The sequence below is a fragment of the Nocardioides rubriscoriae genome (genome assembly GCF_008087085.1).
Lineage (GTDB): Bacteria > Actinomycetota > Actinomycetes > Propionibacteriales > Nocardioidaceae > Nocardioides > Nocardioides rubriscoriae.
This window is the reverse complement of sequence record NZ_VIYJ01000003.1, coordinates 568,491-591,153: the sequence shown is the minus strand read 5'-3', so window position 1 is coordinate 591,153 and position 22,663 is coordinate 568,491. Positions and strand designations below refer to the sequence as shown.

Genomic DNA, 22,663 nt, shown 5'->3' with positions numbered 1-22,663 from the left:
CACCGCAGCAGCCTTCTCCTCAGCGCTGTAGCGACGCGTGGTCGGCTTGCCTGGTGTGACGTCCTTCGGCATGAGGCCATCCTCGTTTCCAAACGATGGAGCCTCCAACAAACCCAGGGCGATTCAACACGGCATTCGCCTTCGACGTTTGACGAGCAAAGCACTACGAGCACTCGTGGTTCTCACCAGATCGCGGCATGTCCGGATGACAGGGGATGATGAGCCGACTGCTCAGAAGGGACGTGATGACCAAACCACCAGTTCTGTTTCTGACCGTAGGGCTGCCGGGTACCGGAAAGACCACGGAGGCACGACGCATCGAAGTCGAGCAGAACGCCCTCCGCCTCACGAAGGACGAGTGGGTCAAAGCCCTTTACGGGCGGAACAACCCGCCATCGGCCTCGGACGTCATCGAGGGACGGCTCATCGAGATCGGGCTTCGCGCTTTGCAACTCGGCATCAACGTTGTCATTGACTACGGCCTCTGGAGTCGAGATGAGCGCTCCGCCCTGCGCATGGCCGCCGCAGACCTCGGAGCAACGGTGCAGATGCGGTACTTCGAACTGACACCGGCCGAGCAACGGTCGCGGCTGGACCGGCGTCAGGCCGAGGAACCGCACACGACGTGGCACATGACCGACGAAGAACTCGCTGCGTGGGGTGCCGCCTTCAGTGTCCCGACGACAGGCGAACTAGATGACACTGAGCCTGTCGACCAGCCACCCGACGGGTTCGCCTCATGGGACGAGTGGCGCGGACACCGCTGGCCTGCGTCGATCTCCTAGGAGCAGATTCCGCTACCGCTCATCGGCATGAGCCGCACGCTCGTCGATCCGACAGTCACCTGCCATCCACCACGCGCTGAACGGCGCGAAGGGCCGGAACCCAACGGGTTCCGGCCCTTCGTCGTGCCACTCACATCCGGCTCAGTCGCCTATTGCTGGCAATGTGTCGCCTATTCGTGGCAATCAGTCGCCTATTCGTGGCAACGGTGTCGCCGCGAGATGGCAACTGTCATCAGCTGCAGCCGCTGGTCGACCCACAGCCTTCGCACACGTAGCACGAGCCGGCGGGGCGCATCTTGGTGCCGCAGGTCATGCACAGCGGCGAGTCGACGGCAGTGCCGGTGAGCTGCTCGAGCAGCTCGGCGCTGGTGTGGGGCTTGGCGGTCTCGGCGACCGGGGCCTCGACCTCCTCGACCACCGTGGCGGGCTCGACCACCGAAGCGGGCTCGACCAGCGTGACGCCGGAGTCGATGAGCTCGGAGGCGTTGCCGGTCTCCTCGGCAGGCAGGTCGTAGGAGCCGGTCTCGAGGTGGCGCTGGCGCTCGCTGGCGGAGTAGATGCCGAGCATGGAGCGGGCGTCGAAGTCGAGGTAGTCCAGGGCCAGCCGGCGGAAGACGTAGTCCATGAGGGACTGCGCCATCCGGACGTCGGGGTCGTCGGTGAGGCCGGCGGGCTCGAAGCGCAGGTTGGTGAACTTCGAGACGTAGGTCTCGAGCGGGACGCCGTACTGCAGGCCGATGGACACCGCGATCGAGAAGGCGTCCATCACGCCGGCCAGGGTGGAGCCCTGCTTGCCGAGCTTGAGGAAGACCTCGCCGAGCTGGCCGTCGTCGTGGGCGCCGGAGGTCATGTAGCCCTCGGCACCGCCGACGGTGAACGACGTGGTGCGCGAGGCGCGCGACTTGGGCAGACGCTTGCGGGTCGGGGCGTAGACGACCTTCTCGATCACCTTGGTCTCGACCGCGGCAGCCGCGGCGTCGGCCGCGTCGGCGGCGTCCTTCTTGGCGGTGCCGCCACCGTCGGACAGCGGCTGGCCGACCTTGCAGTTGTCGCGGTAGACGGCGGTGGCCTTGAGGCCGAGCTTCCACGACTGCAGGTAGACGTCCTCGATCTCTTCGACCGTGGCGTTCTCGGGCAGGTTGACCGTCTTGGAGATGGCCCCGGACAGGAACGGCTGGCAGGCCGCCATCATCCGGACGTGGCCCATCGGCTTGAGCGAGCGGGCGCCCATCGCGGTGTCGAAGACCTCGTAGTGCTCCTGGCGCAGGCCGGGGGCGTCGATGACGTGGCCGTGCTCGCCGATGTAGGCGACGATCGCCTCGACCTGCTCGGGCTGGTAGCCCATCTTGCGCAGGGCACGCGGGATGGTCTGGTTGACGATCTGCATGGAGCCACCGCCGACGAGCTTCTTGAACTTGACCAGCGAGAAGTCGGGCTCGATGCCGGTGGTGTCGCAGTCCATCATGAAGCCGATGGTGCCGGTGGGCGCGAGCACCGAGGCCTGCGCGTTGCGGAAGCCGTTGGCCTTGCCGAGCTCGATCACGTCGGCCCAGGCCTGGGTCGCGAGCTTGTGGACCGCGGAGTCGGCGATCGCGAGGGTGCGGATCGTGTCGTTGGCGGCCTGGTGCTTGCGCATGACGCGCTGGTGGGCCTCGGCGTTGCGGGCGTAGCCGGCGTAGGGGCCGACGATCGAGGCGAGCTCGGCCGAGCGCTTGTAGGACTGGCCGGTCATCAGCGAGGTGATCGTCGCGGCCATCGCGCGCCCGCCGTCGGAGTCGTAGCCCAGGCCCATCGCCATCAGCAGTGCGCCGAGGTTGGCGTAGCCGATGCCGAGCTGGCGGTAGTCGCGGGTGGTCTGGCCGATCGGCTCGGTCGGGAAGTCGGCGAAACAGATCGAGATGTCCATCGCGGTGATGATGAACTCGACGGCCTTGGCGAACAGCGGGGCATCGAAGGTGTCGTCGTCCTTGAGGAACTTGAGCAGGTTGAGCGACGCCAGGTTGCACGACGAGTTGTCGAGCGACATGTACTCCGAGCACGGGTTGGACGCGGTGATGCGACCGGTCTCGGGGTTGGTGTGCCAGTCGTTAATGGTGTCGTCGTACTGCAGGCCGGGGTCGGCGCAGGCCCAGGCGGCCTCGCTGATCTTGCGGAACAGCTCACGGGCGTCGATGCGCTCGATCACCTCGCCGTTCTTGCGGCCACGCAGGGCGAAGTCGGTGCCGTCCTCGACCGCGCGCATGAACTCGTCGGAGACGCGCACCGAGTTGTTGGCGTTCTGGTACTGGACCGAGGTGATGTCGGCGCCGCCGAGGTCCATGTCGAAGCCCGCGTCGCGCAGGGCGCGGATCTTGTCCTCCTCCTTGGCCTTGGTCTCGACGAACTCGACGATGTCGGGGTGGTCGACGTCGAGCACGACCATCTTGGCCGCACGACGCGTGGCGCCGCCGGACTTGATGGTGCCGGCCGAGGCGTCGGCGCCGCGCATGAACGAGACCGGGCCCGAGGCGGTGCCGCCGGAGGAGAGCAGCTCCTTGGAGGAGCGGATGCGCGAGAGGTTGAGGCCGGCGCCGGAGCCGCCCTTGAAGATGAAGCCCTCCTCCTTGTACCAGTTGAGGATCGAGTCCATCGAGTCGTCGACCGAGAGGATGAAGCAGGCCGAGACCTGCTGGGGGCTCTGGGTGCCGACGTTGAACCAGACGGGGCTGTTGAAGGAGAAGTACTGGTTGACCAGGAGCCAGGTCAGCTCGTGCTCGAAGATCTCGGCGTCGGCCGGCGTCGCGAAGTAGCCGTGCTCGAGACCGGCCTTGGTGTAGGTCGTGACGATCCGGTCGATGAGCTGCTTGAGGCTCCACTCGCGGGCCTCGGAGCCGACGGCGCCGCGGAAGTACTTGGTCGTGACGATGGTCGAGGCGTTGACCGACCAGGTGTCGGGGTACTCGACGCCGCGCTGCTCGAAGACGGTCTCGCCGGTCTTCCAGTTGGTCTGGACGACGTCGCGACGCTCCCAGGTCAGCTCGTCGTAGGGATGCACGCCGGCGGTGCTGAAGACACGCTCGAGGGTCAGGCCCCGGCCGGAGGCGGGCTGGCCGCCTGTGTGGGTGGCGGCGCTGACGGTCTCGGTCATGTGCTGGCTCCTTGAGAGTTCCCGCGGCGGGGATGGGGTGGCGATTCCAGTGTTGCGGGGACCACCGACAGTCGTGGGTCGGCAGGTCCCGGGGTGGGGGGAGAAGGTGGTACGCCCGGCAGGCAGCTTCCCCACTGCCTACCGGGCGGTCTGTGGTCAGCCCGTGGGCTGGGCGAGCGGAGGCAGCGCGTCGGCGTGCATGGACGCGATCTCCTTGATGAAGTCGTCGGCCGACTCGAAAGCGCGGTAGACGCTGGCGAAACGGAGGTAGGCGACCTCGTCGAGGGCGCGCAGCGGGCCGAGGATGGCCAGGCCGACCTCGTGGGCCGGGACCTCCGCGGCGCCGGTCAGGCGCAGGGCGTCCTCGACCTCCTGGCCGAGGACGGCCAGCTGAGCATCGGTGACCGGGCGGCCCTTGCAGGCCTTGCGCACACCGGCGACGGCCTTGTCGCGGGTGAACGGCTCGGAGGCGCCCGAGCGCTTGAGCACGGTCAGCTGCATGAGCTCGACGGTGGTGAAGCGCTTCTCGCACGACAGGCAGGACCGCCGGCGGCGGATCGAGCCGCCGTCGTCGGCGACGCGGGAGTCGAGGACCTTCGTGTCGGTGCCGCGGCAGTAGGGGCAGTGCACGATGGTCTCCTCTCCGGGACATCGGTGACGGGGTCCGGGCGCGCTGGACTGACCCGCCGGGGTCTGTGGATAACGCGGCCTGTCCTGGGGAGAACGTCGGCCGGGCTGTGGGGCTTCCGCATCTGGCTGTGAACTAGATGTGGATAACTACATCGTTGTAACTACTAGATGTTGTGTGAACCGTACGCCCGAGACACCAGGTGCGCAACCTGTGGCGCCACATTGGTCACGGCGATCTGCCGCCGTCACCAAACGTGCAGGTCAGCGGCCTGACGGGTCGGTCTGGACCGGCGTGTCGGGGGCGGCCAGCGTGGCCAGCTCGCGCCACCAGGCCACCCGGGTGGGTAGGCCGTCGTAGTCCTTGCGGCGATTGGCGCCACTGACCCCGGGCAGCACGAACACCTGGGTCTGCGCGAGGTACCAGTCCTGGGCCCCCAACCCGCGCGGGCGCCTACGCCGAGCGCGCGGGCGGCCTCCTGCGCGACGGTCTTGGAGGTGAAGGCCAGCCAGTCGGCCTGCCACTCCTCGAGCTTGGCGACCAGGGCGTCGACCTCGACCCGCCGCGGCTCCCAGTGGCCCACGAGGTCGGTCAGCCCCAGCCCGAGCCCGGCGACCTGGTGGTCCTCCTCGGGGCGCAGCAACCGGGGCGAGAACCCGGACTGGTGCAGCGACTCCCAGAAGCTGTTGCCGGGCGTCTCGTAGTAGTGGTCGCGCTCGCGGGTGCTCTCGGCGCCGGCCAGGCCGCAGAAGACCACGCGCGGGCGCGGCGCCACGATGTCGGGCAGCACCTGCATGCCCCCACCCTGCCTTGTCCCCCACCCTGGACCGACCGGATCTGGCGCACGGCGCTCGGTTCGTCGGCGACAATGGACCCGTGGCACAGGGAAAGCGGGCAGGAGCACGGCCCAAGCGGCAGTTCCGCCCCGTGCTGCTCGGCCTCGCGCTCGGCGTGACGGCCTGCGTGGTGGCCTGGGGCTACCTGGTCTACGCCGCGATCGACTTCGGCACGACGGCCCGCGGTGGTGACGGCACCGCGTGGTGGTTCCTGGCCCTGGCCGCCGTCGGCGCGATGCTGTGCCTCTTCCTCGGCCTGGTCCTGGTCGCCCGGATCGCCCAGGCCCTCGGGATCACCCGGCCGCCGCAGGACGGCGTCGCGAGCCCGTCCCCGAGCACGAGCCCGACCCGGCCCAGCCAACCCGGCGGGCGGCGCGCAGCCCGCTGAGCCGATCGGCCCGAACCCGGGACGAGATCTGCCTCCCGGTCCTAGCCTGTGCCGCAACCTGCGAGACCGAGGTAGGGCCGTGGCCACCAAGTACGACGTCCGCGTGACGGAGGCGAGCGCCTCCGCCACCGTCTTCCGTACCATCTACGCCTGCAGCTGCGGCTGGTCCGGCGCGGCCGAGGCGCCGCGTGAGGCCGCCGCCCTCGCCGCAGCCGCCCGCGCCCGGGTCGACCACCTCCTCGACGCCCACCCTCAGCAGACGCCCTCGGCGTTCCTGCGCCCGCGGACCCACGCGCGCTACCGCCACATGCGCTCCCTCAGCGCCGCCAGCCAGCACGGCCGCCGGTGGTCACGACACGCCGCCTGCGCGTGCGGCTGGACCGACACCGTCCGCGCCGGCTCCCCCGAGGCGGCCGCCCGCGCGGCCCGCGCGCGGCACGAGTCCCACGTGCAGCTGCAGACCGGGCGTACGCCGACCCGCGACTACCTGGTGATGGCGGCGGTCGTGCTCGTGGTGGCCGCGGTGCTGGTCGCCATGGCGGTCGCGGCCATCCAGGCCGCCGGCGGCGACCCGCGCGACCTGACCGACCTGGGCGACCTGTTCGGCTGAGGAGCCACGGTGGTCGAGGAGGTTGCCCTGGCAACCGTCTCGAGACCATGCCACCACAGGGTGCAACGCGAGCCGGGCGCGTCGGTGACGGTCAGTGGTTTCGTGACGGCCGCGGGCGGCCTCCTCCACCGCCGTGGGGGCGGGACACGCAGACCGGTTGCCGTCGCGTGGTCTCGAGACGGCCGCGAGCGGCCTCCTCAACCACCGTGGGGGCGGCGTCGAGAGAGGAGCCGAGCAGCAGAAAGGCGCCCGGGCCACAGGCCGAGCCGACCACAGCGCGCACGGAGCCGCAGGGTGGGGCCGGTGTCGGGGCGGCCGCCACCCAGATCGCGGCAGCCCTCGAGGACGACTGGCGGCCAGCCCGACGCGCCCCACCCGGAGGCGACCACAAAAACAGAGACTGCCGGGTGCGGGAGTCGTCTTCCCTCGACTCCGCACCCGACAGCCTTCTAGGGGTTCGCCCGCCGGGGTCGAGTCGGCGGACGAAGCTGGTGGGGCCGACTCAGTCGACCGGGACCTCGAGGTGCTGGCCGGCGCCGAGGGCGACGGAGTCGAGCTCGTTGAGGTCGACGAGGTGATCCATCATGTCGCGGACGTCGCGCCCGTCGGAGACGTCGGCGGCGATCGACCACAGGGTCTGGCCGGGCTCGACGACGACGGTCTGGGTCGCCTCGGGCTCGCTGGTGGCCATGGAGCCGCCGGCAAAGACCAGGGCGAGGGCGATCAGGGCGAGGAACGCGAACAGGAACACCACGACCCGGCCGCGGCGGGTGAGCCGGTAGGCGGGGACGTGGGGTGCGGTGATGGTGCTCATGGGTGCCTCCTGGGGAAGTGGTGCGCTCTCGAGCTGATGTCTAGTGGTGACCACCGACAGTCAGCGGAGTTCGAACACCTGAGCGACTGTAGATCAGGTGTTCGAACGCGCGCAAGACCTCAGACGAACAATTGTTCTAACGGCGCATACGGCGGCGTCCCTGCCACGCGAAGGCCCCGAGGCCCGCGGCGGCCAGCGACGGAGCCACCGCCGAGGCCCGCGACACCCCGCCCCGCCAGGCCGGGATCGTGCGCAGCACCCGCCGCGACCCGACCAGACCGACGACGGCCTCGGCGATCTCCTCGACGGTGAGCAGTCGGCCGCCGGAGTGCACGAGCTGCTTGCCGAGCCCCTCCGACATGTCCTCGACCATCGCGGTCGCGACGCCGTCGGGAAGCACCGCGTGGACGTCGACGCCGTCGGGGGCCTCCATCGACACCGACGTGGTGATCGACACGACGGCGGCCTTGGTGGCGGCGTACACCGACAGACCGGGCACGGGACCCAGGCCCGACAGCGAGGCGACGTTGACCACCGACCCCGAGCCGGTCGGCCCGAAGGCGGCCAGGGCGGCCCGCATCCCCCACAGCACCCCGAGGAGGTTGATCTCGACCAGCCCGCGGACCTGGTCGTCGGAGAGGGCGACCAGGTCGCCGTCCCAGCCGACGCCGGCGTTGTTGACCCAGACCCCCAGCGGGGCCCGCGCGATCGCGGCCTCGGCGACCCGCTGGTGCGAGGCGGGGTCGCGCACGTCCTGGACCAGGCCGGTGGCCCCGATCTCGGCGGCGGTCGCGGCGACCGCGTCGGCGTCGAGGTCGGTGATGACGACGTCGTGGCCGGCGGCCACCAGGCGGGTGGCGACCGCGCGGCCGATGCCGCGGGCCGCGCCGGTGACGACGGCGGAGGAGGAGAGGCTCATGGCCCGATCGTCGCAGGCCCGACCGGCGCGACACGCCGTTCGAACACCTGTTTGAAGTCGGGGTCGATCAGTGACACCCTCAGGGCATGTCCAGCACCCGCCCCCCGAGCAAGACGAGCAAGGCGAGCCCGGCGAAGGTCTCCGAGCTCCCCGACGGCCCGGCTGACGCCACCGGCCTGACGCCGCGCCAGCTGCGCGTGCTGTCCACGATCAAGGACGCCATCGAGCATCGCGGCTACCCGCCCAGCATGCGCGAGATCGGTGAGGCCGTCGGCCTGACCAGCACCTCGAGCGTGGCCCACCAGCTGCGCGTGCTCGAGCAGAAGGGCTTCCTCAAGCGCGACCCCAACCGCCCGCGCGCCCTCGAGGTGTTCCTGCCCGAGGTGATGGCCGCGCGCCGCTCGCTCGGCGCGGCCGAGGAGACGTCCTACGACGAGACCGGCATCGGCGACGTCGCCGTCCCGGCCGTCAACGTGCCGCTGCTGGGCCGCATCGCCGCCGGCGGTCCGATCCTGGCCGAGGAGACCTACAACGACGTCTTCCCGCTGCCCAAGCAGCTGGTCGGCGACGGGCAGCTCTTCATGCTCGAGGTCACCGGCGAGTCGATGATCGACGCCGCGATCTGCGACGGCGACTTCGTGGTCATCCGCCAGGAGCAGACCGCCCAGAACGGCGAGATCGTCGCCGCCATGATCGACGGCGAGGCCACGGTCAAGACCCTGCAGCGCAAGGACGGCAAGGTCTGGCTGCTGCCCCACAACCCGGCCTTCGACCCGATCGACGGCACCAACGCCACGATCCTCGGCATCGTCACCGCGGTGCTGCGCAAGGTCTGAGGGCCTGGAGGCTCCCTCCGGTCGCACCTCGACCACCGTAGGAAGACGCCGGGTGAACGCTCGGCATCCAGACCGCCGTCGGGCATCACCCGGCGGCGGTCCGGTCGTTGGACCTGTCGTGACGACACCCACCCGGGTACGACGACGTACCGTGCTTGCGACCGGCTCGGCCGGCGCGGCGCTGACCGCCATCGCCGGCCCGACCACCCTGCCCGCCGCCGATGCCCTCGCGGCCTCCGAACGCGCCGGCTCGCGCTACTTCCAGCACGGCGTCGCCTCGGGCGACCCGCTGCCGACCAAGGTGCTGATCTGGACCCGCGTCACGCCGACCGCGGCCAGCCGACCCGGCTCGGGCAAGGGCCCGCGGGCCCACGTGACGTGGGAGGTCTCGACCCGCAAGGACTTCCGCACCGTGCTGCGTCGCGGCACCTTCGTCACCGGTCCCAGCCGTGACCACACCGTCAAGCTCGACGTCGACGGCCTGCGGCCCGCCACCTGGTACTACTACCGCTTCGGCTTCCAGGGCACCCACAGCCGCACCGGCCGGATGCGCACCGCCCCCGCCGCTGAGGCCACCCCGACCAACCTGCGCTTCGGCGTCGTGTCGTGCACCAACTGGCAGGCCGGCTACTTCGCGGCCTACCGCGGCCTGGCGCAGCGCGACGACCTGCACGCCGTGCTCCACCTCGGCGACTACCTCTACGAGTACGGCGCGGGCGGCTACGGCTACGGGCAGGGCGACGTCGACATCCGCACCCACGACCCGAAGCACGAGATGGTCTCGCTCGAGGACTACCGCCGGCGCCACGCGCAGTACAAGACCGACCACGACCTCCAGGACGCCCACGCGAGGTACACCTGGATCATCACCTGGGACGACCACGAGGTCGCCAACGACCAGTGGAAGAACGGCGCCGAGAACCACCAGGCCGCCGAAGGTGACTACCACCGCCGCCGGGCCCGCGCCCACCGCGCGTACGACGAGTGGATGCCGGTGCGGATGGACGGCACCGCGGCCCTGGGCGACGGTGACCGCCTCTACCGGCGCCTGACCTTCGGGCGCCTGGCCGAGATCAGCATGCTCGACCTGCGCACCTACCGCTCCCAGCAGGTCGCGACGGCCGCACCCACGCCGGTCCCAGCCGCCGAGGCCGAGGTCAGCGACCCCGACCGCACGATCACCGGCGACGCCCAGATGCGCTGGCTCAAGGAGTCGCTCGCGCGTCCCCAGCCGTTCTGGAAGGTCATCGGCAACCCGGTGATGATCACGCCGGTCACCTTCGCCCAGCTGCCCGCCGACGTGCTGGCCCCGATCAACGACGTCACCGGCCTGCTGCCCCACGACGGCCTGCCCTACAACGTCGACCAGTGGGACGGCTACACCGCCGACCGCTTGGAGGTCCTGCGGTTCATCAAGGACCGCCACATCCAGAACGCGCTGTTCGTCACCGGCGACATCCACTCCGGCTGGGCCGCCGAGGTGCCCTACGACGTCGGCAACTACCCGCTCGGCGGCACCGGCGCCGTCGAGTTCGTGTGCACGTCGGTGACGTCCAACAACCTCAAGGACATCACCGGCACCCCGGCCCGCACCACCAGCCTCGCCGTCGAGCAGACGATCCTGGCCAACAACCGCCACATCAAGTACCTCAACTTCGACGACCACGGGTTCTCCGTGCTCGACCTCAACGCCAAGAGAGCCCAGATGGACTGGTTCGTGATCGGCGACCGCGCCGACAAGGACACCCCGATCCGCTACAGCCGCTCGTTCATCTCGATCTCGGCCACCGGCCGGGTCAAGGAGACCGACGTCCCGCTGCACCGTCAGAAGCCGGGGCAGAGCTGATGTGCGGGTGCGGTGACCGGCACGCCCCCGGCGAGCCCACGCCGTACGACGTGGGCCGGGCCGAGCTCGCCACGGGCCGTCGTACCCTGCTCAAGGCCGGCAGTGGCCTGGCCTTCTCTACCGCCGCCCTCGCGGCCGGCACCGGCGCGGCCGACGCCCGGTCGGCTGCCGCCAAAACCAGGAAGCGCGTCTACGTCCTGGTCGTCGACGGCTGCCTGCCCGAGGAGATCAGCGGCGGTCAGACCCCGCACCTGTTCGACCTCATGGTCAGCGGACAGCGCTTCGCCAAGGCGCAGTCGATGCCGATCATGGAGACCATCCCCAACCACGTGATGATGATGACCGGGGTCCGGCCCGACCGGTCCGGGGTCCCGGCCAACTCGGTCTACGACCGCAAGGCCAAGATCGTGCGCGACCTCGACCGCTCCTCGGACCTGCGGGCCGACACGGTCATCGAGCGCCTCAACCGCCGCGGCCTGCGCACCGGCACCGTGCTCAGCAAGGAGTACCTCTACGGCATCTTCGGCACCCGGGCCACCGCCCGGTGGGAGCCGTTCCCGGTGCTGCCGATCACCGGCCACGCCCCCGACGAGTTCACCATCCAGGCCGCGATGGCGATGGTCGAGGACGTCGACCCGCACCTGATGTTCGTCAACCTCGGCGACATCGACCGCTACGGCCACGCCGACATCACCGGCCCGCTGGGGGCCAAGGCCGACCGGCGCCTGGCGCTGGCCAAGACCGACACCTACGTGCAGCGCTTCGTCGACCTGCTCAAGTCGCGCGGGCTGTGGAAGCACTCGCTGCTGATCGTGCTGGCCGACCACTCCATGGACTGGTCGACCACCAACCGGGTCGTGAGCCTGTCGGGCCCGCTCGACGACGACCCCGTGCTGCGCGGTCGCGTGCAGATCGCCGACAACGGCGGCGCCGACCTCCTCTACTGGACCGGCCCCACCGCCCAGAAGGACGACGCCGTGCGCCGGATGCTGCGCATCGCCAAGGCCCAGCCCGGCGTCCTGTCAGCCCACGACCGCCGCCAGGCCTCGCTGCGGCTGGGCCCCGAGGCCGGTGAGGTCGTGGTCTTCTGCCGGTCCGGCTGGCGCTTCAGCGACCCCGACCCCCGCACCAGCAACCCGATCCCCGGCAACCACGGCCACCCCGCGACCCGGCCGATCCCGTTCTTCCTCAACGGCGGGCACCCCAGCGTCCCGCGGTACGCCGCCTCGCCGCTGGTGGCGCAGACCGTCGACGTGGCGCCCACCGTGGCCCGCTTCTTCGGCCTCACCGGCACGCCGCGCGGCGGCTGGGACGGCACGGCCCGGATCTAGCGCGAGCTCACCCGACGCACCTGGCCCACCTGGGCCAGGTGCGGTGTCGGTGGGCCGGGTTACGGTGAGCGCGGTCCCGTCCACCGCCTCGTCCCCCTCGACCCCTCGGAGTACCGATGCCCCACCGTCCCGCCCGGGTGCGCGCCGCCGTCGCGCTCGTCGCCTCAGCCGCCCTGACGAGCACCCTGCTCGCGTCGTACGCCGCCCCGACGGCCAGCGCCGAGGCTCCGGCCGTGCCGGGCGTCGCCGGCGCCGCCCCCGCCGTCGGCTCCGACTCGCCGGGCAAGGCCGCGCTCGCCTCGCGCTCGGAGCGCCGCGCCCTGTCGGCGGTGAGCCGGGCGCGCGCGATCGCGTCCGGCGACCGCAGCGGCGACCTGACGATGGCGCTGCGCGAGGTCGCCAACACCCGCACCGCGCTGACCGGCGCCGACCGCGCCGCGGCCGAGGCGCTGCTCAAGCGACCCACCGACGCCACCGGCGACGGCAACCTCAGCTACGACGGGGTGCCCGAGCAGACCCCGGTCTGCTCGGCCGACATCTGCGTCCACTACGTCGCCACCGGCCCCAACGCGCCCAGCCCGACCGACGCCGACCTCAACGGCGTCCCCGACTTCGTCGACACCGCGCTCGCGACCCTCGACCACGTCCACGACACCTACATCGCCGCCGGTTACCGCGAGCCCCTGCCCGACGGCACCCGCGGCGGCAACAGCCTGATCGACGTCTACCTCGGCGAGCTCGGCGACGACGGCCTCTACGGCTACTGCACCTCCGACCAGCCCGAGACCCAGGCCAACAGCACCTACTACGACCGGTGGGCCTACTGCGCGCTCGACAACGACTACAGCCCCTCGGAGTTCGGCACGGCCAACACCCCGACGCAGAACCTCCAGGTGACCGTCGCCCACGAGTACTTCCACGCCACGCAGTTCGCCTACGACCGCTACGAGGACTCCTGGCTGCTCGAGGCCACCGCCACCTGGGCCGAGGACGAGGTCTACGACGGCGTCGACGACAACCTGCAATACCTGCGCAACAGCCAGCTCACCCAGCCCCGGACCCCGCTCGACACCTTCAACTCCACCGGGTTCCACTACGGCACCTGGTCGTTCATCCGGTTCCTCACCGAAAAGTTCCGCACCAAGAAGGGCGCGCTGCCCCGCCTGGTGCTCGACATCTTCCTCAAGGCCGACGGCGCCAAGGGCAAGCCCGACCAGTACTCCTGGCAGGCCGTCAACACCGTGCTGCGGGCCAAGAAGACCACCGGGGCCGCCATGCTCGGCCGCTACGCCGTGGCCAACCGGCGACCAGCCCAGTCCTACAGCGAGGGCAGGGCCAACCGCTACCCCGTCGCCCCCCTGATCGGCACCCGCAAGATCACGGCCCGCCGCGGCGTGCGCGCCGACGTCCGCCTCAACCACCTCACGACCGCCACCGCCCGCGTCGTGCCCCAGGGCCTCACCAGCTCCCGGTGGAAGCTGCGCCTGGCCCTCGACCTCGCCCCCAAGGTGCGCGGCTCGTCGGTCCTGGTCACCAGCGCCACCAAGAGCGGGCGGATCACCACGAGCACGGTACGGCTCGACCGGCAGGGCAACGCCGTCAAGCGTCTGCCGTTCAGTTCCTCCAGGGTCGCCTGGGTCGAGGTGACCCTCGTCAACGGCAGCGGCCGCTTCCGGTGCTTCAACGGCGGCGACTTCTCCTGCCAGGGCACCTCGCGCGACAACGGGCTGGCGATGAAGTTCACCGCCACCGCGGTGCGCTGACGGACCCGATCACCAGGCACTGACGGGCGCCGCGTCGGCGCCGGCCCTCACCCGGCCGGCGTCGACGCCAGACGCGCCAGGGCCTTGCGCACGACCTGCGGGTCGGTGGTCGTCCACATCGGCGGCAGGCTCGCCTTGAGGAAGCTGCCGTAGCGCGCCGTGGCCAGGCGGGGGTCGAGGACCGCGACGACGCCGCGGTCGGACGTCGTGCGGATCAGGCGCCCGGCGCCCTGGGCGAGCAGCAGCGCGGCGTGGGTGGCCGCGACCTGCATGAAGCCGTTGCCGCCGGCCTGGTCGGCGGCCTTCTGCCGCGCGCTCATCAGCGGGTCGTCGGGTCGTGGGAAGGGGATCCGGTCGATCAGCACGAGCTGGCAGGTGTCGCCGGGGACGTCGAGGCCCTGCCACAGGCTGAGCGTGCCGAACAGGCAGGTGTGGGGGTCACCGACGAACTGCGCGGCGAGCTCGGGCAGCTGGGCCTCGCCCTGGGCCAGCGTGGTGAGGTGGGGCAGCCGGGTGCGGACCTCCTCGGCCGCGGCCTCGGCGGCCCGCCTGCTGGAGAACAACCCGAGCGTGCGGCCCTCGGCGGCATCGACGAGCTCGACGATCTCGTCGAGCTGGGCCTTGCCGAGGCCGTCGCGGCCCGGCGGCGGGAGGTGGCGGGCGATGTAGAGGATGCCCTGCTTGCCGTAGTCGAAGGGCGAGCCGACGTCGAGGCCGGTCCACGGCAGGACCGTCTCGGTGCGCTCGCGCCCCGACGCGCCGGGCCCGGCCGGGTCGCGCTCGGTCGGCTTGAGGCCGACGCTGGTGGCGACGTTGTCGAAGTCACCGCCGAGCATGAGGGTCGCCGAGGTCATCACGACCGTCTTGTCGCTGAGCAGCTTGTCGCGCATCGGGCCCCACACCTGCAGCGGCGCGACGTGCAGGCGCGGCGGCATCCGGTCGCTGCCCTCGGAGAGCCAGAGCACGTCGGCGTCGGAGTCGGCCGCCATCCGCCCGGCGTTGACGAAGACGTCCTGGACGCTGCCCTTGGCCTGGGTGAGACCGGCGTCGCCCTCGTCGCCGCCGCGGGCCGCGTCGCCCTTGGGGTAGGCCGACAGGCACGCCCGGGCGGCGTCGCGCACGAGCACCAGCGCGTCGGCGAGCTGCTGGGGCAGGCGGTCGAAGCGACCCGGGTCGGCCTCGGCCATCGCGTCGCGCAGCGCGTCGGCGGCGTCAGCGAGGTCGTCGGCCTCGCTGCCGTCGACGTGGCGCTGCGAGCGACGGGCCGCGCGCTCGACGTCGGAGGGCGCCAGCTCGTCGGTGGCGGCCTGGGTGACCCGGGCCACCAGCTCGTGGGCCTCGTCGATCACGGCCACGTCGTAGTCGGGGATCATCGGGATGCCCTCGATCGCGTCGATCGCGAGCAGGGAGTGGTTGGTGATGACCAGGTGCGAGCGCTGGGCCTTCTCGCGGGCCAGCTCGACGAAGCACTCCTGGCCGAACGGGCACTTGGCCGCGCCCAGGCAGTCGCGGTGCCCGACGCTGACCTGGCGCCACTCACGGTCGGTGTGGCGCGGGGCGTTGTCGCGCTCGCCCGAGCCCTTCGACTCGGCCTGCTTCTCGGCCCAGGCCCGCAGCTCGAGCACCTTGCCGGCCATCGACCCCTGGGGGACGTCGACCAGGACCCCCTGGTCGTCGGGGACGCCCTCACGGATGCGGTGCAGGCAGGCGTAGTTGGAGCGACCCTTGAGCACGGCGTAGGAGGTGTCGAGCCCAGAGACCTCCTTCACCGCCTCGATCAGCCGGGGCAGGTCGCGCTCGACCAGCTGGTGCTGCAGCGCGAGGGTGGCGGTCGCGACCACGACCCGCTGGTCGTGGACCAGCGCCGGCACGAGGTAGGCCAGCGACTTGCCGGTGCCGGTGCCGGCCTGGACCAGCAGGTGCCGCTCGGAGGACAGGGCCTCGGAGACCGCCTCGACCATCGCGACCTGGCCCTCGCGCTCGGTGCCGCCCAGCGCCGTGACGGCGCGCGTCAGCACCTCGCGGACGGCGGGGGCGGCGGCGGGGGTCTGGGGCACCAGAGCACCCTAACGACGACGACCGACACCCGGCAGGACGGCCTGGGGAGCCTGTGGAGACGCAGCGCGGACCGCGGCCCCGGCGGGCCCGCCCACCTGGTGCCGGTCCTGGCCGGCGGGACCGACCGCCGCCGAGAGCCCCAGCAGCGGCACGACGGCGGCCGCCACGAGGTCCCCGAACCGGTGGTGCCCCAGCACCGTCGGGTGCAGGTCGTCGGCGAGGTAGTCGAGGTCGGCCCCCGCCATCGAGAGGTACGCCGCCCCGGCGCCGTGTGACAGGCGCGCCAGCAGCGCGTCGACCCGTGGCACGTCGGCGGCCCGTGACGGGGCGGGTGGCGGCCCGACGACAAGCACCCGGTGACCGGCGAGCGCGCCGAGCAACCGGGCGAAGCCCTGCTCGATGTCGCGGTCGCTCTCGTCGTGGTCGTTGAGGCCCCCCTCGACGACGACCAGCGCGCCGGGTCGGCCGGCCACCGCCCGGGCCGCGCGGTCGGCGTACGACACCGCCCCGCAGGGGCTGGCGCCCTCGCTGAACCCGGAGCCGGAGAAGCCCTCGACGTGCACGCGCCCCGGCAGCCGGTGCGGCCACGAGGTGCGGGGGTCGGTGCCGGCGCCCACCGAGTAGGAGTCGCCGATCACGACGACGTCGGGTCCCGCACCGGTGTCGTGCGCGGCCTGCTCGGCCGAGCGGGCCGTGGCCCGGGCGCAGCGGGCGGCGACACCGGTGTCGACCCCACCCCCGGTCGCCCGCACGACCGCGACGGCGGTCACGACCAGCGCGAGGACCAGGACACCCGCGCCCGCCGCGAGGACGCGGCGTGAGGGCCCCGAGAGGCTGGTGAGGCGCGTGAGGTCCACGCGACGAGTGTGGGGCCCGGCGGCCCACCACGCAGGAGAACGCGCGGGTCAGCCGACGGCGTACTGCTCGAGCTCGCCGGCGAGGTCGGCGTTGGCCCGGCCCCGCACGACGGTGCCGTCGCCGGTGTGGTCGATCGAGTCGATCTCGCCGTGCTGGTGCAGCTGGTTGATCAGGTCGCCGCGGTCGTAGGGCAGCAGTGCGTGGAACTCCACGCCCGGGCGCGGCAGCTCGGACTCGATGACCCGCAGCGCCTCGGCGATGCCCTCGCCGGTCTTGGCTGAGACCACGACCGAGTGGTGCTCGTGCTGGCGCAGGCGGGTGAGGACCAGCGGGTCGGCGGCGTCGGCCTTGTTGATCACGACGAGCTCGGGGACGTCGGCGGCGTCGACGTCGGCGAGCACCGCGCGCACGGCCGAGAGCTGGCCCTCGGGGTCGGGGTGGGAGCCGTCGACGACGTGGACGATCAGGTCGGCGTCGGCGACCTCCTCCAGCGTCGAGCGGAAGGCCTCGATCAGCTGGTGCGGGAGGTGGCGCACGAACCCGACGGTGTCGCTCATCGTGTAGACGCGCCCGTCGCTGGTCGTCGTACGCCGTGTCGTCGGGTCGAGCGTGGCGAACAGGGAGTCCTCGACGAGCACCCCGGCGTCGGTGAGGCGGTTGAGCAGCGAGGACTTGCCGGCGTTGGTGTAGCCGGCGATCGCGACGCTGGGGATGGCGTGGCGCTTGCGGTCGGCCCGCTTGGTGTCGCGGGTGCCCTTCATGTGCTTGAGCTCGCGGCGCAGCTTGGCGATCCGGTCGTTGATGCGTCGCCGGTCGGTCTCGATCTTGGTCTCACCGGGGCCACGGCCACCGATGCCCTCACCGCCGGAGACCCGGCCACCGGCCTGGCGCGACAGGTTGCCGCCCCAGCCGCGCAGGCGCTGCTTCATGTACTGCAGCTGGGCGAGCTCGACCTGGGCCTGGCCCTCGCGGGACTTGGCGTGCTGGGCGAAGATGTCGAGGATCAGCGCGGTCCGGTCGACGACCTTGACCTTGACGCGGTCCTCGAGGTTGCGCAGCTGGCTGGGCGCGAGCTCGCCGTCGCAGATGACGGTGTCGGCACCGGTCGCGGCCACGATCTCGGCGAGCCCCTCGACCTTGCCGCGCCCGATGAAGGTCGCGGGGTCGGGGGTCTGGCGGCGCTGGTAGATCGCCTCGAGGACCTCGGAGCCGGCGGTCTCGGCGAGCAGCGCGAGCTCGGCCATGGAGTTCTCGGCGTCCTGCACGGTGCCCTCGGTCCACACCCCGACCAGGACCACGCGCTCCAGGCGCAGCTGGCGGTACTCGACCTCGGTGATGTCCTCGAGCTCGGTGCGCAGCCCCGCGACCCGGCGCAGCTGGTGGCGCTCGGCGAGCTCCATCGCGCCCTGGGTCGGGTCGACGCGCTCCTCGGGGTCGGGCTCGTCGGCGTAGCCCGAGACGAAGTCGTCCTCGGGCCAGTCGTCGGTCTCCTCGAGCTCGGCGTCGAGGGAGAAGGCACGTGCGTCTGCGTTGGTCATATGCGGCAAGCGTAGGTCGCCGTCGCCCGCCTGACGAACGGCTTTCGTGCAGCGCATGCGCGCACGACTGGTGGAACTCATGCAGTCTTTCTACATGCCACCCCCTCTCCCTGCGGTCCGGCTGCTCGGGATCACCGGCGCACCGGGGGTCGGCAAGACGACGTACGCCGCCGCGCTCGGCCTGCCGGTCGTGCCCATGGACGGCTTCCACTACGCCGACGTCGAGCTGGTCCGGCGCGGGCTGCTGGCCCGCAAGGGCGCGCCCGAGACCTTCGACGCCGAGGGGTACGCCGCCCTGCTGCGTCGCGTGCGCGCCGGCGGGCCCGGCGGACCCGGCGTGGTGGCGCCGTCGTTCGACCGGGTCCTGGAGCAGCCGCTGGCCGGGGCGCTGTGGGTGCCGCCGACCGGCACCGTGGTGACCGAGGGCAACTACCTGCTGCTCGACGAGCCGCGCTGGCGCGCCGTACGCGCCGAGATCGACGTGGTCTGGCACCTGCACCTCGACGACGCCGTACGCCGCGAGCGCCTGGTCGCCCGCCACGTCGCCTTCGGCAAGACCCCCGCCGAGGCCGCCGCCTGGGTGGCCCGCGTCGACGAGCCCAACGCCCGCCTGGTCGAGGCCGCCGCCACCCGCGCCGACCTCGTGATCGACCTCCCGTCGCGATAGTCCCTGACGAAAATCAAGGATCTGGAGCGCAGATCCTTGATCTGCGTCAGGGACTATCCCGGCAGGACCGCACCAACAGCGGAACCGCACTAGTTGCGTATCCGCAGTTTGTGCGGCTATGGTGAGGGCATGCCCATCGACCCCGTCCTCATCCAGGCCCTGCGCGACGCCCTCGCGGCGGCCGAGCAGCTCGAGGCCGACGAGGCGCTGCCCCACCTGCGCGAGGCCGCCGACCGGCTCGCCGAGCTGATCGACGCGCAGCTGGCCGAGGCCGTGGTCCACCGGCGGGCGTCGTTGCGCTCGGCCGGCGCCAAGGCCGGGCTGTCGGAGAACGCCGTGGGGCCGCGCCTGGCCCGCACGCCGGCCCTGGCGCCGTACGCCAACGACGAGGGCCGGGTCACCGCGGCCGCCGTCGAACGAGCCCGTTACGACGCCGAGACCGGCGCCCCTCCACCGGCGGCCAAGCCCGCCGCCCCGATGCGCTTCAAGGCGCGCCGCCCCTCGCCCCCGAAAGGCTCCTGACATGACCGACCAGACCCTGACCCACCTCTACTTCCTGCTCGACCGCAGCGGGTCGATGCAGACCATCAAGTCCGACATCGAGGGCGGTTTCGCGGCCTTCGTCGACGAGCAGCGCCAGGCACCCGGTGCGTGCCGGGTCACGCTGGCGCAGTTCGACGACGAGTACGACGTCGTCTACGCCGATCGCGACGTCGCCGACGTCCCGCCGCTCGACCTGCGCCCGCGCAACATGACCGCCCTGCACGACGCGATGGGCCGGATGATCACCGACGCCGGCACCGGGCTGGCCCGGCTGCCCGAGGACCAGCGCCCTGGCACCGTCATCGTCGCGATCATGACCGACGGGCTCGAGAACGCCAGCAAGGAGTGGACCGGCCCGGCGATCAAGACCCTCGTCGAGCAGCAGACCCAGCAGTGGGGCTGGCAGTTCATGTACATGGGCGCCGACCAGGACGCCGTCGAGGTGGGTGCGTCGCTGGGCGTGCCCGCGGCGCAGTCGATGACCTACGCCCGCGGCAAGGGCCGCGAGGCGATGGGCAAGAAGAGCGAGAAGATCCGCCAGATGCGCGCGGCCCGGATGACCGACGCCGCAGCGCCGATGCCGGCCTACACCGCCCAGGAGCGCGCCGACCTCGCCGAGTGAGCTGCAGGCGGACGCGCGGACGGTCGTACAGCGAGACGGTGACCGTCGTCACGTAACGCCCCGATCGTCGCGGCGTTGGACCTGCGTGACCCGTGTGACCCGTGCCCTGCCGACGGCGCTCGCCGTGGCCCTCGCGACGCTGCTGTCCGTGCCTGCGGGGGCGCTCGCCGCCGACCGGCCCGCCCCGGTGGCCGCGGCCGGCCGTCCGACCGACCTGCCCGCCGGCGTACCAGCAGCCGCGACGCGGGCCGAGCCCCGGCTGCCCGTCCCCCACGGCTGGCCGTTCGCCCAGCGCCTGTCGCGCACGTCGGGCACCGGGCGGCTGCACGACGGGGCGTCGTACTGGACCGACTTCGTCTACGACGACCACGGCGCCGCGGTGCCCGGCGGGTTCGCCGTGCCGGGCCTCGCCAAGCTCGCCCCGACCCAGGGCAGCTACGGCTACCCGGCCGGCGCGAGCCGCGGCAACGGTGCGGACGTGTTCGTCGCCGCGACCGGGCTCGACGAGTCCGCGTCCTACTGGCGCGTCGACTTCAACACCCTGGTCGACCCCGACGTGCCCCTCGCGGTGTGGACCTTCGACACCGACGCCCGCGCCTCGACCGGCACCTCGCAGTGGCCCGCCGCCACCGGGGTGACCTCGCCGGGCATCGACACGGCGCTGGTGGTCTCCAGCCGCGGCGCGTGGCTGCACGACCTGCGCACGGGCCGCGTCACCGACGTCGCCGCCCGCGGTGGACGCCTCACCGTCGACCGGGCCGCCCGCAGCTTCGTGGTCCGCGTGCCGCGTACGCTGCTGCCGGTGTCGGGCCGCTGGACGGTGCGCCTGGCCACCGGCCTCGCCAGCGCCGACGGTCGGTCGATGGCGCCGGCGCTGGTGGCCGGGCTGCCGCAGGTCGCCGGGGCCCGCCCCTACAACGTCGCCTTCCGCACCGTGCGCCAGGAGAAGCCCGTCGTCGTCACCAGCCGTACGACGGCCCAGGTCGCCGCGGTCCAGGCCCTGGCCGCGGGCGACCCGGTGCTCGGCCAGCTCGGCGTCGACGGCCTGGCCCGGTTCGTCACCGGCAACTTCTGGTCCGAGGACGCGCAGGCCGACGCACTCGCCGACGGCGACGTCTCGGCGTTCGCCCGCGGGGTCGACTGGGGCGCGCTGGGCGCCCGGCGCAGCACCCGCGAGCCGCTGGTCCGAGGCAGCAGCAACCGGTGGTACGTCTCGCTGCTGTCCCTGGGCCAGGGCGTCGTCGCCAACGCCGTCACCAGCGGCGCCGGCGACGGCGAGCCCAACGTGCTCGGGCGCATCCAGCCCTACGCCGTCTACGTCCCGAGCACCTACCGCCCCGACCGTCCGGCCCCGCTGACGTGGATCCTGCACTCGCTCGACGTCAACCACAACCAGTACGCCGCCTACGACCCCCGCCTGCTGCAGCAGCTGTGCGAGCGCCGCGGGTCGGTCTGCGCCAGCACCCTGGGCCACGGCCCGGACGGGTGGTACTTCGACGAGGCCGAGGTCGACTACTGGTCGGTGTGGCGCCAGGCCGCCGAGGCCTACACCCTCGACCCGGCGCGCACGGTCATCACCGGCTACTCGATGGGCGGCTGGGCGACCTACCACCTGGGCCTGGCCCACCCCGACCTGTACGCCGCGGCCGTGACTCTCGCCGGCCCGCCGCGGTGCGGGATCTCGCTGGACGGCGACACCCTGACCAACCCCGCCTTCGGGGGCCCGTGCACGAGCGACGGCTCCACCGCGGCCCTGCTGGGCAACGCCCGGCACCTGCCCTACCGCATCGGCCAGGGCACCGTCGACCAGCTCGTGCCGTTCACCTCGGTCGAGGCCCAGGTCGGCCGCTTAGACGACCTCGGCCTGCGTCACCGCTTCGTGCGCTACCCCGGCGAGGACCACCTCGCCTGGGCGACCCAGGACCGCTTCGACACCGTCGTCTACGGCCTCGGCCGCCCCCACGTCGTACGCCGTCCGCGCGACGTCGACTACACCTGGCGTCCGGCGCTGACCCGGCCGGGCCTGGGGATCGGGGTGACCACCGCCTACTGGACCTCCGGCCTGGCCGCCCGACGCTCGACCCCCGGGTCGCTGGCGCGGGTGCGGGCGACGTCGACGGCCCTGCCCGGACGCGCGCACCGCGTCGTGCGCACCGGTCCGACGCCGGTGGCCTCCCCCCTGCCGGCCCTGCGCGAGGAGCTCACCTGGGCACCCGGCGCCGCCCTGCCGATCGGGCGGGTGCTGCGCCTCGACCTCGCCAACGTCGCCCGCATCGGCGTCGACATGGCGCGCGCCGGGCTGCGCTGCGGCACCGTGCGCGTGCGCACCGACGGCCCGGTCGTCCTGCGCCTCGAGCAACTGCCCGACGGCACCCGCACCTACCGCCTCAGCGGCGACCGCACCCTCCACCTCCCCTGCTGACGCCCACCAACACGTCGACCCGTCGCGTAGACGCGACGGGTCGACCTGTTCTTGGCGCCGACCCGTCGCGTA

Annotated in this window: 19 protein-coding genes; 11 read left to right on the top strand and 8 right to left on the bottom strand. The window is 72.2% G+C overall.

Annotated features, from left to right (window positions below; genetic code table 11):
* Positions 1 to 218 precede the first annotated feature (218 nt).
* A complete protein-coding gene (locus FZC61_RS09470; RefSeq protein ID WP_211357173.1) occupies positions 219 to 785 on the top strand; it encodes a P-loop nucleotide/nucleoside kinase family protein in 567 nt (188 codons plus the stop codon).
* Positions 786 to 1,017: 232 nt separating this feature from the next.
* Here the strand turns inward: FZC61_RS09470 and FZC61_RS09465 are convergent, their stop codons facing one another.
* The 3 genes from FZC61_RS09465 to FZC61_RS09455 form a co-directional block, all read right to left on the bottom strand.
* Positions 1,018 to 3,912 carry a vitamin B12-dependent ribonucleotide reductase gene (locus FZC61_RS09465; protein ID WP_148613880.1) on the bottom strand — a complete coding sequence of 965 codons (2,895 nt, stop codon included), beginning with the start codon at positions 3,910 to 3,912 and terminating at the stop codon, positions 1,018 to 1,020.
* Between the two features lie 156 nt (positions 3,913 to 4,068).
* On the bottom strand, positions 4,069 to 4,542 hold the full coding sequence (nrdR, locus tag FZC61_RS09460) for a transcriptional regulator NrdR (protein ID WP_148613879.1): 474 nt from the start codon (positions 4,540 to 4,542) through the stop codon (positions 4,069 to 4,071).
* 245 nt (positions 4,543 to 4,787) lie between these two features.
* Positions 4,788 to 5,336, bottom strand: coding sequence for a mismatch-specific DNA-glycosylase (locus FZC61_RS09455; protein ID WP_148613878.1), 549 nt, complete (start codon positions 5,334 to 5,336; stop codon positions 4,788 to 4,790).
* A gap of 80 nt (positions 5,337 to 5,416) precedes the next feature.
* Between FZC61_RS09455 and FZC61_RS09450 the strand changes: the two genes are divergently transcribed.
* Positions 5,417 to 5,764, top strand: a complete 348-nt coding sequence (locus FZC61_RS09450) for a hypothetical protein (protein WP_148613877.1) — start codon at positions 5,417 to 5,419, stop codon at positions 5,762 to 5,764.
* A 79-nt stretch (positions 5,765 to 5,843) separates the two neighbouring features.
* The gene (locus FZC61_RS09445; RefSeq protein ID WP_148613876.1) at positions 5,844 to 6,374 is read left to right on the top strand and encodes a hypothetical protein; all 531 of its coding nucleotides are present in this window, start codon (positions 5,844 to 5,846) and stop codon (positions 6,372 to 6,374) included.
* Positions 6,375 to 6,876: 502 nt separating this feature from the next.
* Here FZC61_RS09445 and FZC61_RS09440 read toward each other — a convergent pair.
* Positions 6,877 to 7,188, bottom strand: coding sequence for a LysM peptidoglycan-binding domain-containing protein (locus FZC61_RS09440; RefSeq protein WP_148613875.1), 312 nt, complete (start codon positions 7,186 to 7,188; stop codon positions 6,877 to 6,879).
* 136 nt (positions 7,189 to 7,324) lie between these two features.
* Complete coding sequence (locus FZC61_RS09435; protein ID WP_148613874.1) at positions 7,325 to 8,107, bottom strand: SDR family NAD(P)-dependent oxidoreductase; 783 nt, start codon at positions 8,105 to 8,107, stop codon at positions 7,325 to 7,327.
* 86 nt (positions 8,108 to 8,193) lie between these two features.
* On the opposite strand from FZC61_RS09435, the gene lexA reads away from it, so the two are divergent.
* The 4 genes from lexA to FZC61_RS09415 all read left to right on the top strand — a co-directional run bounded on the left by lexA (position 8,194) and on the right by FZC61_RS09415 (position 13,883).
* Positions 8,194 to 8,943, top strand: coding sequence for a transcriptional repressor LexA (gene lexA / locus FZC61_RS09430; RefSeq protein WP_148613873.1), 750 nt, complete (start codon positions 8,194 to 8,196; stop codon positions 8,941 to 8,943).
* A gap of 118 nt (positions 8,944 to 9,061) precedes the next feature.
* Entirely contained in the window at positions 9,062 to 10,789 is a 1,728-nt protein-coding gene (locus FZC61_RS09425; RefSeq protein ID WP_246142617.1) for an alkaline phosphatase D family protein, read from the top strand.
* A complete protein-coding gene (locus FZC61_RS09420) occupies positions 10,789 to 12,120 on the top strand; it encodes an alkaline phosphatase family protein (protein ID WP_148613871.1) in 1,332 nt (443 codons plus the stop codon). The genes FZC61_RS09425 and FZC61_RS09420 overlap by 1 nt, the downstream gene beginning before the upstream one ends.
* A gap of 116 nt (positions 12,121 to 12,236) precedes the next feature.
* Entirely contained in the window at positions 12,237 to 13,883 is a 1,647-nt protein-coding gene (locus FZC61_RS09415) for an MXAN_6640 family putative metalloprotease (protein ID WP_148613870.1), read from the top strand.
* A gap of 47 nt (positions 13,884 to 13,930) precedes the next feature.
* On the opposite strand, the gene FZC61_RS09410 is transcribed toward FZC61_RS09415, so the two are convergent.
* Genes FZC61_RS09410 through hflX form a run of 3 tightly spaced genes read right to left on the bottom strand, consistent with a single transcriptional unit; the run spans position 13,931 to position 18,337 of the window.
* Complete coding sequence (locus FZC61_RS09410; RefSeq protein ID WP_148613869.1) at positions 13,931 to 15,943, bottom strand: ATP-dependent DNA helicase; 2,013 nt, start codon at positions 15,941 to 15,943, stop codon at positions 13,931 to 13,933.
* A gap of 6 nt (positions 15,944 to 15,949) precedes the next feature.
* Entirely contained in the window at positions 15,950 to 16,798 is an 849-nt protein-coding gene (locus FZC61_RS09405; RefSeq protein ID WP_148613868.1) for an SGNH/GDSL hydrolase family protein, read from the bottom strand.
* Positions 16,799 to 16,846: 48 nt separating this feature from the next.
* Complete coding sequence (gene hflX / locus FZC61_RS09400; RefSeq protein WP_148613867.1) at positions 16,847 to 18,337, bottom strand: GTPase HflX; 1,491 nt, start codon at positions 18,335 to 18,337, stop codon at positions 16,847 to 16,849.
* 94 nt (positions 18,338 to 18,431) lie between these two features.
* On the opposite strand from hflX, the gene FZC61_RS09395 reads away from it, so the two are divergent.
* The 4 genes from FZC61_RS09395 (at position 18,432) to FZC61_RS09380 (ending at position 22,591) form a co-directional block, all read left to right on the top strand.
* Positions 18,432 to 19,004 (top strand): nucleoside/nucleotide kinase family protein, encoded by a 573-nt coding sequence (locus FZC61_RS09395; RefSeq protein ID WP_246142616.1) that lies wholly within the window; start codon positions 18,432 to 18,434, stop codon positions 19,002 to 19,004.
* A 129-nt stretch (positions 19,005 to 19,133) separates the two neighbouring features.
* Positions 19,134 to 19,526, top strand: coding sequence for a hypothetical protein (locus FZC61_RS09390; protein WP_148613866.1), 393 nt, complete (start codon positions 19,134 to 19,136; stop codon positions 19,524 to 19,526).
* Position 19,527: 1 nt separating this feature from the next.
* On the top strand, positions 19,528 to 20,169 hold the full coding sequence (locus FZC61_RS09385; RefSeq protein WP_148613865.1) for a vWA domain-containing protein: 642 nt from the start codon (positions 19,528 to 19,530) through the stop codon (positions 20,167 to 20,169).
* Between the two features lie 85 nt (positions 20,170 to 20,254).
* Positions 20,255 to 22,591, top strand: coding sequence for a prolyl oligopeptidase family serine peptidase (locus FZC61_RS09380; RefSeq protein WP_148613864.1), 2,337 nt, complete (start codon positions 20,255 to 20,257; stop codon positions 22,589 to 22,591).
* Positions 22,592 to 22,663 lie beyond the last annotated feature (72 nt).